The following is a 15065-nucleotide window of genomic DNA, read 5'->3' on the forward strand; positions in this document are numbered from 1 at the left end:
AACAAAGGCCTACTGACCTGCCACTGAACTTTCATCCGGTAGCAGTTAGACTCTCGGGGTTTTTGCTGCGAGGCCGAAGTTTGGACCATCCAGGACTAGAGTTTTGCGTCTTGGTCACGTTGGCGGGCTGGACCACCGACGTGGTTTTGCAGCAAAATCGGCGGTCTGTTGCCGATCGCGCCATGGGGCCGTTCTTCGTTGTAGTATCTGCGCCAAGTCTCCACTTTTTGCTGGGCGTCCGCAAGGGACAGGAACCAGTGAGCGTTGAGGCATTCGGCCCGGAAGCGGCCGTTGAAGGCCTCGATGAACGCGTTGTCGGTCGGTTTGCCGGGCCGCGAGAAGTCCAGCGTGACACCGCGCTGCTAGGCCCACAGATCCAGATCACGCGACACGAACTCGCTGCCTTGATCGACGCCAAGTATCATTGGCATTTGCCGCTTTACCGTCAGGCGCAGATGCTGGCGACGCACGGTATCGCCATCGACCGTTCCACGCTCGCCTTCTGGGTCGGCTATGCCGCTCAGGAATTGAAGCCCTTGTGGCATCGTCTGCGCCAGCTTCTGCTCGCCTCTTCGAAGCTCTGTGTCGATGAGACCCCCGCACCGGTGTTGGATCCGGGACGTGGCAGGACTAAAACCGGCTACTTCTGGGCGCTGTCACGCGATGACAGGCCGTGGGCCGGACCTGACCCACCTGGCGTGGTTTACGCCTATGCACCGGGCCGTGGGGCCGTTCATGGCTTGCGGTTGCTTGAGGGCTATCGCGGCATCATCCACTGCGACGGCTATCAGGCCTACAAGACCATGACCCGAGAGACGCGTGCGGACGCCTTGTCCGGAACGCTCGCCTTCTGCTGGGCGCATCTGAGGCGCCAGTTTGTGAAGATCGAGCGCGAGGCGGCTCCCGCGCCAGCTCCGGTTGCCCGCGAGGCTCTTGAGCGCATCGCCCAGCTTTACGCGGTCGAAAAAGCGCTCCGCGGCCGATCGGATGCCGAGCGCCGTGCTGGCAGGCAGGTGCATGCGCGACCTTTGGCTACAGCCTTGAAGCAGTGGTTTGAGGCCAAGCTTGATCACCTTGCACAGAAGAGCGACACGGCGAAGGCCTTGCGTTACGCGCTGCGTCATTGGGACGGCCTGACGCTCTACCTTGATGATGGGCGCATCGAGATGGACACGAATGCTGTCGAGCGTGCGATGCGGCCGATTAAGCTCAACGCCAAGAACTCTCTTTTTGCCGGTTGCGACGAGGGCGCCGAGAATTGGGCAGTTCTGGCTTCGTTAATCGAGACCTGTAAGCTCAATGGCGTCAGTGCCGAGCACTGGCTCGCTGATGTTCTCGCCAAGCTCGTCAATGGTTGGCCTGCGGCGCGACTGGACGAACTGCTCCCTTGGGCGTCGATCTACACGATGCATGCACACGACCCGAGGCTGGCGGCATGAGCCTGAACAAGACCGCGGTCCGGATCAAGGTGACCCTCAAGGATGTGAAACCGGAAGTGATGCGATGCCTTGTCGTGCCGCTCACGCTGCGCCTTGATCGGCTGCATCTGACGCTTCAGACGGCGTTTGGCTGGACGAACAGCCATCTCTTCGAGTTCCTGGCCGGCGAAGGACGTTGGGGTATCCCTGATCCCGATGGAGATTTTGGCCCTCAGCCCATCGATGCCCGCAAGACGCGGCTCTCTAATATCGTTCAGGAGACCGGCGCGAAGACAATCCATTATCTCTACGACTTTGGCGACAGCTGGGATCACGTGATCAAGCTTGAAAAGTGGTTCGACAACACGACAACGGAGGGACTTCCGTTCTTGCTCGAGGCCGCCGGCCGTTGTCCTCCGGAAGACGTCGGCGGTGCGCTAGGCTATGCCGAATACCTCAATGCCATCGGTGACCCCACCCACCCGGAGCACGAACATATGCGCCTCTGGGGCCCGGAGCAGTTAGATCCCAACGTCATCGACCGGAAGGCGCTTGAGGCCGCTGTTAATGCCTTGTCCGACAGTTGGAAGCCGCGCCGGCGCACGACGCGCTCAAAATAGACGTCAAGCGCCAATCAAATGGGCCTCAGAGCTACGCTTACGATAGATCCGCCGCGTCTTGTTCTGGCCATGGCGCCAGCCTTCACGACGCAGCAGGACGTGAACACGACGATAACCGTAGCGGATGCGAACATGGCAGATCTCCTTGATCTTCTGTTCGAGGGCAGCCTGTCCGGAGCGACGGGACTTGTAGTGGTAGGTCGAGCGGTCCAATTCGAGAGCGTCGCAGGCCCTGCGGATCGAGACCTGCCATTCGCTGCGGACCGCGTCGACCAGCATGCGCTTCCGACCAGGCTTCATAGCTTTCGGCGGATCACGTCCTGCAGCATCTCCTTGTCGAGCGACAGGTCCGCCACCAGCTTCTTCAGCTTGCCGTTCTCCTCCTCGAGCTGCTTCAGCCGACGCATCTCGGTCGGCAGCAGCCCGTCATACTTCTTCTTCCAATTGAAGTAGGTTGCCTGGCTGATCCCGGCCTTGCGGCAGATCTCCGCCACCGCAACCCCGTCGTTGCCCTGTTTCAGGATGAACGCCTTCTGGGCGTCTGAAAATTTCGAGGCCTTCATGGTCCGTCGCTCCTCCCAGCCGAGGGGATTTACGCAGCGAGAACTCTAGAACCTATCTCAAAATTGTCGAAACAGGATCAGCAGGCAAGCGAGCTGGACGAAGCCGAGGAAGTTTTGCGGATAGAACTCCCAGCGGACCAGCAGGCGCCGCCGCCACTGTATCCAGGCGAAGAAGCGTTCGACCAGCCAACGCCGAGTATAACGACGGAGCCTGCGGCCGTCCTGGGTGAGCGACCTCACTCGGTTTGAACGATGTGGCGCGATCATCTCGATGCCTTGTGAGCGCAGTTCATCGTCGAGCGAATCGCTGTCATAGGCGCGGTCGCCGATCAGGTTCTCTGGCTTGGCCTCGATCATGTAGAAGTCGAAGCAGAGCTGTACCAAGCGCACTTCGTGATGGTTCGCGGCATGCGTGCTCACTGAAAGCGGCAAACCGTGGCGATCCACAATCGCCATGATTTTTAAGCCTTTTCCGCGCCTCGTTGGGCCGATCTCTGCACCGCCGCCTTTGGCCATCGCAAAGGTCGCGTCGATGAAACACTCCTCTTCGTCGAGCAAGCCTTTCTCACGAAGTTCGTTGGCTATATCGGTCAGAACGCGCCGCAACACTTCATTGCGACACCAGTTCTGAAAGCGACGGTGTACGGTCTTATAGTTCGGATAGCACTGCGGCAGCATGTGCCACTGCGCGCCCGTGTTCAAAATCCAAAGAGCGGCTTCGAGAACCTGACGTGTCGCAATCGGCTTCCGGCCCGGCCGGCCGTCGGCAATGTGCTCTTCCGGAAAGTGTTTCCGGATGCGCTCCCATTGCTCGTCCGTCAGCCGAATCATCTTTCCTTTATAGCCGATCGACGCTGATCTTCAATTTTGAGATAGGTTCTAGCCAAAAATGGTCCAGTTTGCCGGCCTCAGATCACCTCAGATCAACGGAAATCCAGTTCTCGAGTTCAGAAGTCGAAATAGATAAACTTGGCTGAACTGCCTTGGCTCACCGCGATCGCGAGGCCCGAGACCGTCAACAGAATTGCCCAGACGACAGGTTTCTGGGTTCTTCTGACAGCCAGTCGAACTCTGGAGTGGTCATCAACTCGATGTGCCGCAAGAAATACCAGGAGAAGTACGAGCGGGTAGGCGTGCTCCGAAAGAAACGCCCAGAAGCCGGTTGATGAACTGGTGAACGGTCCAGCGAGAACTTCATGTGCCGACGTGAGATTCGGAGCCCGAAAATAGATCCACGCGATCGTGACGAAGTGAAAGGTGATGATGATCCCTAGCCAGGCTGGCAACTTGGCGTTCGGCCAAACGCGATTGAACAAATGATTGAGACTGATGCCGATACCATGCAGGCCGCCCCAGATAATGAACGTCCAGTTGGCGCCGTGCCAGAGCCCGCCGATGAGCATGGTGATCATCAGATTGGCGAGTTGACGAGCAACACCCTGTTGGTTGCCCCCGAGAGCTATATAAAGATAGTCGCGCAACCAGTGCGACAATGTGATGTGCCACCGGCGCCAGAACTCGATGATCGATTTTGACGTATAGGGGGACTGGAAATTGCGGGGTAGACGAATGCGCAAGAGATACGCGAGACCAACGGCCATATCGCTATATCCACTGAAATCGCAATAAATCTGCATCGCAAAACCATAGATCGCGAGCAGATAATCATACGCGCTGTGAGCGCCGGGCGCGTAAGCAAGATCGACATATGGCGCAATCGCATCCGCAAAGATCAGTTTCTTGGAAAGCCCAAGGACGAATAAAGAAGCGCCAAGAGTAAAGCGGGCATCGAGCGCTTTTGTTGCTTTCGACAGTTGAGGAAGAAGTTCGTGCGGTCGCAGGATAGGGCCGGCGATCAGGTGAGGAAAGAACAACACGTAGCCGAGAATTGCAGCGAGCCGCCTCTCGGTCGGGAATTGTCCGCGATACACGTTGACCACATAGGCCGTGAGCGTGAACGTGACAAAGGAGATGCCAAGCGGAAGCGCAAAGCGAAGTTCGTCACTGGAAAAGCGTGGTCGTGCCGCCACGAATGCCCCGGCGACGTCGTAAATCAGGAAGTGCGCATATTTAAAGACCACCAGCGGCGTGAACAGGACGGCCAGGACCACGACGAGTCGCCATTCTTGAACGCCAGGAGCTTTGGCTTGCTCGATCCAGAGCGCACCGCCCCACGCAATGGTACTTAGCAGATAAGGAAGCCAAGCGTACTCGGGTTTCCACCAAGCGTAGAATACGGTGCTTCCAAAGATCAAAAGGTAAAGTCGACACTGCGGCGGCGTCAGGAGGTGAGCGCTGAAATAGAGAGCGAAGAAGAGGAAAAAGACCGGATCGGAAAAAAGCATTGCGTTTCGCCGCTTCCGGCTATTGATCGAGAACGGGAAGAATGCCTTCTGCCATTAATTTGTGACCTCCCGCGTTGGGATGCGGGTCTCCCGGCATAGCCCAGATTTGTTCTGGAGAAAGCTTTCCAAGCGCGGGCAACAAATCGACGAATTTGTATCCGTTCGATTTCGCAATTGACCGCATCTTGTCGTGAATGAATCCAAACGGGTAGTCTTTTAGATTGTGAACGTCCGGCGTCATGGCCATGTATAGGCGAATATTCGTTTTGTCAGCATACTCGGCCAGTTGACGAAGTTGCCTCTTCATTTCGATGAAGCCTGGCTGATCATCGCGGTAGAGATCTTGATAGTGTTCAACGAGGGAGCGTTCTCCAGACTTGTTCAGAAGTCTGTTGACGGCGATCCAAATTGTTACCGCCAGCTCGCTATGTCTTATGAACCAATTGCCCGAAGTTGGGTCGAGCTTCTCAGCATCGCGAAGGAAGTACTGCACGACGATGTCCGTCGGTTCCAACCCTTCTAGTTCGTAGAAAAAGCGCTGCACATATCTTTCAGTGTTGTAGTTGCCGACGCCGCCGTTCAGCACGTCGACACTTTCGCCCTTCTCGTGCAGCGCGGCATCGACGAGGGAGGTAATCGTTTTGTTTTCAGGCACCCCCCAGCCCAGCGTGATCGAGCCACCGAGAAACAAGATACGGCGGCTCACCTGATTTCGGGGCAAGACGGGGCCCCCGCGCAACTTCCATTCGTTTATCCGGATCTCAACCGACTGCAGAATCGCAGAGGCATTCTTGATGTGATCGTGACCAAGCTCGGTTTGCGGGCTTGGTGCCTTCAGCTCCCGTGCGTATCGCCACATCTCGATATCGTAGTTCTTCATCGAGCTGTTCTTGACGCGCAAAATTCCTTCCGCCGCAAGCACCGATGCCGCCAACGAAAACACAAACAATAGCGCCGAGAACAGAAATTGTTTACGCATTCAGTCGGGACCGTTTAAGAGTAGCAGGCTTCGGAGGCAGGATATCTATGGCGTCGTCGAAAAGTTCGCGAAATGAGGGCAACGCCGTACCGTTTTGCTACCGCCGCGATGGCGGTCATACATCGGTCGAGAGATGAGCGAGGCGGTGTGCTTCGGCCAAACAGATGAACCCCCGGCCGGTCGCGCAAGGCCCCGGTTGAACAAGACGTTAAGCAAATTTGCTGTGCGAAAGATCAAGCAGTCGAGCAGTCCCCAAGAGCGCGACGTCGTTATCCTTTTCAACGCCCCATGATCCAATATCCCTCGCTTGATTTAACTGGCGAGCGATTTGGCCGGAGGGTTGGATATGTCGGTTCCTTTGTTGGAGTGACCCGTGTGCTAGGGACACGCTTATTATGAAATCGAGTCCTACCGAAAGCTCGATGCCTTTCTGGGCTGCGGCGTCATAAGATACTTGAAGGAAGCGTGATACTTGCAACGGAGTAAATGCGTTTGTCATTGCTGCACCTTTCGTGATGAGCTGAGCCTAGCCCATACGGCGACCTACTAAGGTGATGATTACAGCACTAACAATGGATCTAAACACTACCTCCTCTGGTAGGAATATTTGGGAGGGTGCTAGGGTCTGTTTGGATTCAGGATTCTCATGCTGGCTTGGTTGTAATTCAAGCTTGGGATGGACCGATTCGTTTTGACTGACGCCCGATGGGCGAAGATGGAGCCGCTTTGTCTTGGCAAACCGGGCGATCCCGGCCGGAGCGGCAATAACAACCGGCTTTTTGTCGAAGCCGTGCTGTGGATTGCCCGCACGGGCAGTCCGTGGCGCGATCTGCCGCGTGCTTTCGGCAACTGGATAACCGTGTACACGCGCTTTCGCGACTGGGCGAAGGCGGGCGTCTGGAAGCGTTTGTTCGATGCGGTCTCGGACGAGCCCGACATGGAGTACGTCATGGTCGATGCCACCATCGTCAAGGTTCACCGCCACGGACAGGGCGCAAAAGGGGGACGCAAAACCAGGCCATCGGCCGCTCGAAAGGCGGAATGACCACCAAAATCCTGGCACTTACCGACGCGCTCGGCAATCTCGTGCGTTTTGTGCTGCTGCCAGGACAGCGCTTTGATACGGTCGGCGTCCCGCCGCTGATCGAAGGACTGACCTTCGATGCGCTGATTGCAGACAAGGCGTTCGACAGCAACGCCATCATCGCCGACCTCGACGCACGCGGCGCCAAGATCGTCATCGCTCAGCACCCGCGGCGCGCAAAACCTCACGCCCTCGACGCGGAAATATACAAATGGCGACACCTGATCGAAAACTTCTTCTGCAAGCTCAAGGAATTCAAGCGGATCGCCATGCGAGCCGACAAAACTGACCTCAGCTTCGAAGCAATGATCAATCTCTCCGCCGCCGTGATAAATTCAAGATGAATCCAAACAGACCCTAGAACGTATCAGCATTCAACATTCAGCGCTCTCTCAATGATGGTATCCTTGATAAGAGAGTGCAGCCGCTGAAGGCCTGAATACTGCTTGTCGGGGAGGTCGTAACAGCTACGGCTGAGCCGCCCCGGGTTTGCCGGAGGCCATTTGGTTTAAGTTATGCCGCCATGGCTGGTTGTTCCAGCCTTGCGTAGTAGCCTTCCTCGGCTTCGGTCGGCGGAATGTTGCCGGTGGGCTCCAGGAGCCTCCGGTTGTTGAACCAGTCCATCCATTCCAGGAGCGCGAACTCGACGGCTTCGAAGCTTCGCCATGGCCACCGCCCCGCGTGTTTTCATTCTCCAGCGCCTTCAGCCGCTTGGGCTCCGATACCTCCATACGCCGGACTTCGCCTTCCATTTGGAGATGCTGGCGTCGCGCCGCGGGCGTCACCATGAATGGGAGGGTCCGCCCCGTCCTCCTCCTCATCATAGGAAGGTCACATCAAAAGAGGAGAGTATCATGGCCCATCACAGTTTGCCGCGACCTGCGGCTGTCTATGGAATCGACATCGGCAAGAACCTGTTCCACGTCGTTGGCCTGAGCTGCGACGGCACGCCTGTTCAGAAAATTCGCTTTCGACGGGAGACCCTTCTTCAGTTCTTTGCTCGCGCACAACCAAGCATAGTTGGCACGGAATCCTGCGCCGGTTCACAGTGGCTCGCCCGGAAGATAAAGGCACTAGGTCACAAGGTGCGACTGATCCCCGCGCAATTCGTAAAGCCCTACGTGAAGTCAAACAAAACGATATCATCGACGCCGAGGCGATCGCTGAGGCCGCGACGCGACCGACAATGCGCTTCGTCGCCGTGAAGGAGGAGGACCAAGTCGATCTTCAATCGCTGCATCGAATCCGTGAGCAGATGGTCGGCTCGAGGACACGCCTGATCAATCAGATGGGGGCTTTCTGCTTCGAGTACGGCGTACCTTTGCGTCAGGGTGCCGGAATATTCAAACTCGAGTTGCCGCGCGCTTTGAATGACGAAGGAGGCGATTTGTCACCAGTGATGCGTCGCCTGGTGGGCGATCTCTTCGCTGATCTCCGCCGCCTCGAAGAACGGATCCGCGAAGTGACGCAGGAGATCGAAGCGGTCGCCGATCGAGAGGACGTCACACGCCGGCTGATGACAATCCCTGGTATTGGCGCATTGGGTGCGACCGCTGTACTTGCCGCGATCGGCGATAGGCTGCAGTTTCGCAAGGCCCGCGACCTTGCTGCCCGGCTGGGACTTAGTGCCCAGGCAATACTCGACCGGCGGAAAACAGACGTTGCTTGGCGTCAGCAAACGCGGCAACCGTTATGTGAGAAAGCTTTTAGTGCATAGCGCGCGATCCTGCTTCGTTCTTTGATGAGACTGCGGACCTGGTTCTTGACGAATGGCCACGAGCCGGGATCTCGCCAAAGCGAGCCACCGCGACCTTTGCCGATCCCTGTACTGGTGCTCGGAGAAAACAGCACTGGTCTGGCGCGAACTCCCCACGGGGCATCGATCACGGCCAATCCAACGGGGCATGCGTCACCCCAGGTGTTGGGGGGCACAGGGGGCGATTGGTCGCTCCCGACGAATCGGCTCAGTTCCGGAAGGCTACGCCAATTCGGGCCGTCGCCCGCGGGTCACGCTACGTTCCGCTGCGCTTCGCTTCGCGCGAGACCCGCGGCGTCCATCCCAAAGACCGCATGAAAAGGTACAGGGGGCGCTGAGTGGTGTCCCCTTTTTGCTGATATCTTCGAGCGATGGCGGTTTCGGTTTCGGTTCTGCTTTGCGCGACCACAGCAATCGGTACCATCATTCCTCACTGCTTCGACAAAGCCGTCTCCGCGGCCTGGAAGGCTTGCATCTTTGCAGGATTCCTCCAATCACGAGCCGATTTACGCGGCCTTTCAGCATCGGCTCGCTCTACATTTATAAACTGCACGGCAGCCGGGGCAGACCGCTCGAACAGCCTGCAATGATAAGCACCACACCGATCGAGAGGCGCTGGACGAGTGCTCGGGACCTCTGCCCGACGGGCCCTGGGATTCAGGAAACGGGCGGGCGCTCTAGGAGATTCTGCGTTTGGGGAAAAATAAAGCATGAGTTTACGACCGAAAAAACTGCGCTTGGATCGGCTTGGCTGTTGCTGTGTACGCCACCTTGCTGCTTCTTCTCGGACGCCGACTATCGCGAACACCTGAAGGTCATCTTTATCTCCGGCGGGCGGCGATCGCGGTTGAGGTCCCGGTCGCGTTCATGCTCGAGGGTTAGGCGACCCAGTGGTGGATGATTGAGCCAAGTTTCTCTATCCTTCTCGATTGCGAACAAAACAACGGGCGGTGCTTCGCGCGAGACGGTGCGCAAGCATCCGGTGAAAATTGGTCCAGAGGACCGCCTCGTAGGGGCCCAAAGGAAAGGAAATGCAATGTCCCTCATCCAGCACTCCGAAAATTTTTGGGAATTTCGGGATACTTGTAACGTTTACGTTCTGAAAAGTGGCACGGAGTGTCTGCTGATTGATACAGGATCTGGCGCAATTATGCGGCATCTTTCTGATATTGGTGTTGAACGTGTCGCATGGGTTCTACATACCCATCACCATAGGGATCAGTGCTGGGGAACGCCTATTGTTCAGAAGGCCGGGGCAAAAATTGCCGTGCCAGAATACGAGCGCCACCTGTTCGACAATGCTGAGGCTCATTGGCAAGCCCGGCGCATCTATGACAACTGCAACGACAGCAGCACGTTTTTCGCGCTAGGGGACAATCTTGCGGTTGACACTGTTCTCGAAGACTACGGCACTTTCGTCTGGAAGGAGTACCAATTCCACGTCCTGCCGGCAAAGGGGCATACATACGGCATGGTCAGCCTGATCGCAAAAGTGGACGGTAGGAACGTTGCTTTTACCGGCGATCTGATGACAAGCGGCGGAAAGCTCTATCAGCTTCATGCAATGGAGTATAACTACGGCGATCTTCTTGGCATTGAATTTACAATGCAATCGATCGTTGCCTTGAAGAAGGAGGACGTCACGACTGCATATCCGTCGCATGGGGCGCCGATCAGCGATCTGAAGGCGGATATTGAAAGGCTTGAGTCGAGGCTCGAGACGCTCGCTAATTTAGGCAGGCTTTTTACGTCGGGTCGCAACAGCGGTTTTAAGGATGCGCAGACTATCCGTGAGAGCAGGCTGCAGCGGATTACGGACCATCTGCTGTGGGCCGGACCATATACCTGCTCAAATTTCTACATCGTGCTGAGCGGAAGCGGCCACGCGATGCTGATTGACTATGGGATGGCCTCTTTGGGACATCTTCATTGCGCCGCCGATCACGATGGCATACAGGCCCTGCGTTTCGTCCAACATCACATCGATCAGCTGCGCGATGACTATGGAGTGCGGGAGATCGAACTCGTCGTTCCCACGCACATTCATGACGACCATGTCTGCGGAATACCGTTCCTCCAACGGCATTTTGGCACGCAATGCTGGGCTCTCGATTGTGTTGCCGAAGTCATTGCCAATCCCGCTGCGTGGGCAAGTACGCCCTGCTGCTTCCACAAACCGATCGAAGTGCAACGGATTCTGCGTGATGGTGAGGCCTTTCACTGGAGGGGATTCAACTTTGAGGTGCATTACGCCCCAGGTCAAACCGAATACCACGCGATTGTCTGCGGCAACATCGATGGCAAGCGGATCGTCTTTGGGGGGGACAATCTGTTTCTCTTCAATCCTGCGGCGGGAGGGATTGACCGCGAGATTGCCATTCAGGCTAGCGTGATGCGCAACAGCTTTCAGTTGGAGATGCATCGCCGCTGCGCGACTGTGATACGGGCGACGAAGCCTGATCTCGTATGCCCCGGCCATGGAGAGCTGATTGCCATGGATCAGTTGAGGATCGCCGAGTACACCGACTATATCGAACGTAAGGAGGCAGCTTTCCGCGAAATAGTAGGTGAACCCGCAAACCATTTCGTCGATCTATTCTGGGTACGAATGCTGCCGTATCTTTCGGAGGCCCGCCCGAACAGCGAGGTCACGTACACGGTCAGGATTCGCAACAACTTGGAGCGCACGGCTGTCTACAGCGCTCGCCTCCTGCCGCCATTTGGTTGGGCCTCGCGTGGAGAGGCGGAAAGCATCAGACTTCAGCCGTGGGAGCAGGGCGACATAATCCTTCAGGCGTCTGCACCATCTCAGGTCGATCCACGACGAAGGCTCATCACCGCCGAAATTCTGATCGATGGTGTATCGCACGGACCTGTCTGTGAAGCCCTCGTCTCAACCTCGTTAGATTGAAACTCGTTTACAAGCAGGATTGATCGGGATTGGGGGGCGTCTCGCGACGCTTCCCCTCCCGCACCATCTGGCATAGGGTTCCCTACCACCGCAGTCCGACTGAGTTAAGCTGGCCAGGAACCAATATTCGAGGGAGACCGTGGCTGCGCAGGGCGTGTTCGACCACCGCGTGCCCGGACATTCGCCAGAGCCCGTCAGCGAACCGGCTGCAGCCGATGCGGCGAACTTCGCGATGCCGACGGGGCGAAGCTTCATGAATCGCTTGTACCCGTTCTGACACTGGTCGCACTCTCCGGCGAGCCCAGGATTCCAGGTCGGCGAGTTAACGCGAGGAGTCTGACGGAAGCCAAAGGCCCCCGTCCGATGAAGCAAGGTGAGAGATATTTGATAATCTTCTCCAGATTGATGCCTCGCGAGGGCATGTAATGTCCCTAACTCGGCTCTTTGAACTTAGCGAGCGCTTTCGGCGCAGCGCTTCATTGGCTCCCTTCCCTATGCTCCTGGAAGTTGCGCCCGTCCGGTCATGCCGCCGCACTCTCGGCTCATCAACCTTAAGCCGGAGCTTGTCGGTCAGTAAGCTAGTGATCGAGGCCACGGACCGCTCGCGGGAGCGATGATTGCGAACATAGACGCCCGCATAGCGAGATAACCGATGGCCACATCGCGCCAACTCCTTGTCGAGATCATCGAGCTCGATATTACCGAGGAAGGCAGAGCGGACCACGCTGAGAGATCCCGTCTTCCACCAGGTGTCGATCACCCGTGTGGCGACGCGCGACATCAAGATGGCACCTTTGACTCGGTCGAAAAACGTTACCGGATCAAGATCGACCACTACGTTGTAGCTCTCGGGCGATGTAGCGCTGTGACTGGGCTACGACCTGGTGCGCCAACCGTGCCAGATCGGAGTCCCTAGCTGTACTCGGAGAATATCGAATCATCCGCATAATGCGTGTTCCAGGCCATCGTGATCACCCATTCCAGAGCATCGTGATCACCATTTCCAACCGATCGTGATCGGGGACAACGGGGAAGCGCACACCGCTGACAGTCTGCAACCGGGTAGCTTGGTCTTTTGCCCAAACCGCAGAGGATCGAGATGCCGACAGAGAGACTGTCCACATTCGCGAAGTTCTACGCCTGCACTATAGCCTCGGCATGTCGCAACGTGCCGTTGCCTGCAGCCTCGATCTGCCTAGGGCACGGTCAGCAAGTACGTGATCCGAGCCCGCCGCGCCAGCCTGGCCTTTGGCGCCGGAGCTGGATGACCACGTCCGGCTCGAGAACCGCCTGTTTCCACCGCCTTCCGATCGGCCCAGCGAAGAGCGCCCGCATCCGGATTGGGCGCTTGTGCATCGCGAGCTGCTGCGCCCGAACGTCACGCTGATGCTGTTGTGGGAGGAGTGTTGCGACGCAAACTCCCACAGCTTCAGCTATTCGTGGTTCTGCGAACGCTACAGGGAATGGGCCGGCCGTTCAAGCCAACCCAGCGCCAGCTTCATGTCGCCGGCGAGAAGCTGTCCGTCGACTATTCCGGCCACACCATGGAGGTGGTTGACGGGCTCAGCGGCGGGTGCGTTGCGTGCAGATCTCGTCGCCGTGCTCGGCGCATCGAACTACACCTACGCCGAGGCCAGCCTCACACAGAGCCTGCCGGACTGGATCGCCTCGCACGTCCGGGCCTTTTTATTTTTCGGCGGCACGGCCCGGCAGACAGTAAGCGATAATCTGAAGGCCGGCATCACCCGGGCCTGCTTTCACGAGCCGATGGTCAACCGGACCTATGCCGATCTCGCCCACCATTACCGCACCGCCATCGTGCCGGCACGGCCGTATCGGCCGCGCGACAAAGCCAAGGTCGAAGTCAGGGTCCAAATCGGGCTCTGACGCAATTTTGGTCCAGCTCCGATTATTCTGCGCCGATTAGTCGGCTTGAAGCAGATCGATTTTCCCGCGACCGTACATTTGACGTCTAACGAGCTTGAGGCGCGTAATCTGACCTTCAGTCTGCCCGTTGGACCAGGGCGAAGTGATCGCCGCCCGCACTGCCGCCTCATCCTTAGCGACGCCATTGGCGAAAGAAGCTGCGAGACTGGCGCGGGCTCGCTCGATCCATGGGTAAGTCCCGCCTCAACCTCGCGCCGGACCATCGAGTGGAATTCAGCGATGGTCTCGCGCGCCTCGACCAGCGTTGTTACGCCAGATTCGATCGCCGCGACCGTGACAGTCTCCGCTTTCGTAAGCAAGTCCGCCCGATTGTCATGAGACGCGCGATCGTCCTGGCCGACGGGATCCGCTGAAGGGTTTCCGCGTCGGTCTTTTCGGCTCTTCGCCTGCGGGTCGCCCACTCGCTGATGACGCGGAGCGAGCCTCGAAAACCACGCGCTGTTAAGCGGCGCAAAAGCTCAGCTCCATTTGCGGCAGCTGGACGCCCATTGATCGCCGAGCCATGGCAAGTGCAAATCCAATGAACTTTGCCGGGTTCGGAAGACGTCGTGACGTTCGCCGCGGATCACCTGTCGCACCAGCTTCCTGCCATGGCCGGTCTGACGCACGATCTGCTTGATAGGTATGCCGTTCTTCGACAGAGCCAGGATAGCCGCGTTGGTCTCCTCGCGGCGCACATAGCCCTCTGGAGGCGCTCGGCGGCCGTGAGCAGCTTCGGATCGATCGTGGTCGCACCGATGACGGTGCGTATCTGGCGCATCGATTTGCGCACGGCATCGAGAAAGGCCCGATTGGCGTTCTCTATCAGATGCCAACGATCGGCGACCTGTACCGCGTGCGGCAGCGCTTTTGCCGTGGCTTCGCCATATCCTCCACCACGATCACGGGCGACAATCGCGATCGTGGGATGTGCAGAGAGCCAGGTGGGCGGTCGCTGATTCACGATCCGGCAGCAGGGTGACCACCCGGCGCCTTTCCAGGTTGCAGATGATGCTGGCGTATCGGTGATTGCGCCGCCAGGCCCAGTCATCAATGCCGATAACCCTGAGCGGGTCAGCGGGGGAACGGCTACAGCGCCGAACTATGCGAAGAAGCGTATCTTTGTTCACCGGCAGCATCAGCCGCTTTGCAAAGCCTGCTGCCGGTCTACCGCCAAGCGCTAGACCGAGGTGATGGACGATGGAGTCCAGCCTTGCCGTGCGTCGAGCCGATGGCGGCAGTACCCCTTCGGCGAAGCTTTTAATCACCCACAAATGCTTGATTCGATTTCGATAGTCCTAATCGAAAAATCTTTAATCGGATGAATCGCTTGTGATTCGTTGTCGGGCACCTGAATCGCGACGGCGAGGTGCCTTGATGTGTTCAAGCGGAACGACGTGTCGTTGGTCGGCCGGCCCGGATGATGGTGATGAAAGTGCCGTCGAACATTGGACGGAGCGCGA

The 15065-nt window shown here is 57.7% G+C and carries 6 protein-coding genes and 7 pseudogenes; 6 read left to right on the plus strand and 7 right to left on the minus strand.

The genetic code is table 11. From position 1 onward, the window contains the following. Positions 1-95 precede the first annotated feature (95 nt). Positions 96-419, minus strand: a pseudogene (locus AB7008_RS09035) (integrase core domain-containing protein); the annotation flags it as partial. On the opposite strand from AB7008_RS09035, the pseudogene tnpC reads away from it, so the two are divergent. Together tnpC and AB7008_RS09045 are read left to right on the plus strand one after the other, a co-directional pair. Continuing rightward, positions 399-1439: pseudogene (gene tnpC / locus AB7008_RS09040) on the plus strand (IS66 family transposase); the annotation flags it as partial. The pseudogenes AB7008_RS09035 and tnpC overlap by 21 nt on opposite strands. Next, positions 1436-2038 (plus strand): plasmid pRiA4b ORF-3 family protein, encoded by a 603-nt coding sequence (locus tag AB7008_RS09045; protein WP_441258694.1) that lies wholly within the window; start codon positions 1436-1438, stop codon positions 2036-2038. The pseudogene tnpC and the gene AB7008_RS09045, both read left to right, overlap by 4 nt. 36 nt (positions 2039-2074) lie before the next feature. Here the strand turns inward: AB7008_RS09045 and AB7008_RS09050 are convergent. The 4 genes and pseudogenes from AB7008_RS09050 to AB7008_RS09065 form a co-directional block, all read right to left on the minus strand. Then, positions 2075-2601: pseudogene (locus AB7008_RS09050) on the minus strand (transposase); the annotation flags it as partial. Between the two features lie 57 nt (positions 2602-2658). Continuing rightward, positions 2659-3432, minus strand: a complete 774-nt coding sequence (locus AB7008_RS09055; RefSeq protein ID WP_014498128.1) for an IS5 family transposase — start codon at positions 3430-3432, stop codon at positions 2659-2661. Positions 3433-3548: 116 nt separating this feature from the next. Beyond that, positions 3549-4946 carry an MBOAT family O-acyltransferase gene (locus AB7008_RS09060; protein ID WP_441258695.1) on the minus strand — a complete coding sequence of 466 codons (1398 nt, stop codon included), beginning with the start codon at positions 4944-4946 and terminating at the stop codon, positions 3549-3551. Positions 4947-4965: 19 nt separating this feature from the next. Further along, positions 4966-5925, minus strand: coding sequence for an SGNH/GDSL hydrolase family protein (locus AB7008_RS09065; protein ID WP_441258696.1), 960 nt, complete (start codon positions 5923-5925; stop codon positions 4966-4968). Between the two features lie 715 nt (positions 5926-6640). Here AB7008_RS09065 and AB7008_RS09070 point away from each other — a divergent pair. Next, positions 6641-7353: pseudogene (locus AB7008_RS09070) on the plus strand (IS5 family transposase). A gap of 169 nt (positions 7354-7522) precedes the next feature. Here the strand turns inward: AB7008_RS09070 and AB7008_RS09075 are convergent. Then, positions 7523-7684, minus strand: a pseudogene (locus AB7008_RS09075) (IS3 family transposase); the annotation flags it as partial. A 179-nt stretch (positions 7685-7863) separates the two neighbouring features. Between AB7008_RS09075 and AB7008_RS09080 the strand changes: the two are divergent. The 3 genes and pseudogenes from AB7008_RS09080 to AB7008_RS09090 form a co-directional block, all read left to right on the plus strand. Continuing rightward, positions 7864-8742 (plus strand): annotated as a pseudogene (locus tag AB7008_RS09080) (IS110 family transposase); the annotation flags it as partial. 1059 nt (positions 8743-9801) lie between these two features. Continuing rightward, positions 9802-11676, plus strand: a complete 1875-nt coding sequence (locus AB7008_RS09085) for an MBL fold metallo-hydrolase (protein ID WP_441258697.1) — start codon at positions 9802-9804, stop codon at positions 11674-11676. A 1248-nt stretch (positions 11677-12924) separates the two neighbouring features. Continuing rightward, positions 12925-13563, plus strand: coding sequence for a hypothetical protein (locus AB7008_RS09090; protein WP_441258698.1), 639 nt, complete (start codon positions 12925-12927; stop codon positions 13561-13563). 36 nt (positions 13564-13599) lie between these two features. Here AB7008_RS09090 and AB7008_RS09095 read toward each other — a convergent pair. Next, a pseudogene (locus tag AB7008_RS09095) lies at positions 13600-14858 on the minus strand (ISL3 family transposase); the annotation flags it as partial. Positions 14859-15065: the final 207 nt, after the last annotated feature.

This window comes from Bradyrhizobium sp. 521_C7_N1_3 (assembly GCF_052075975.1).
Classification (GTDB): Bacteria; Pseudomonadota; Alphaproteobacteria; order Rhizobiales; family Xanthobacteraceae; genus Bradyrhizobium; species Bradyrhizobium japonicum.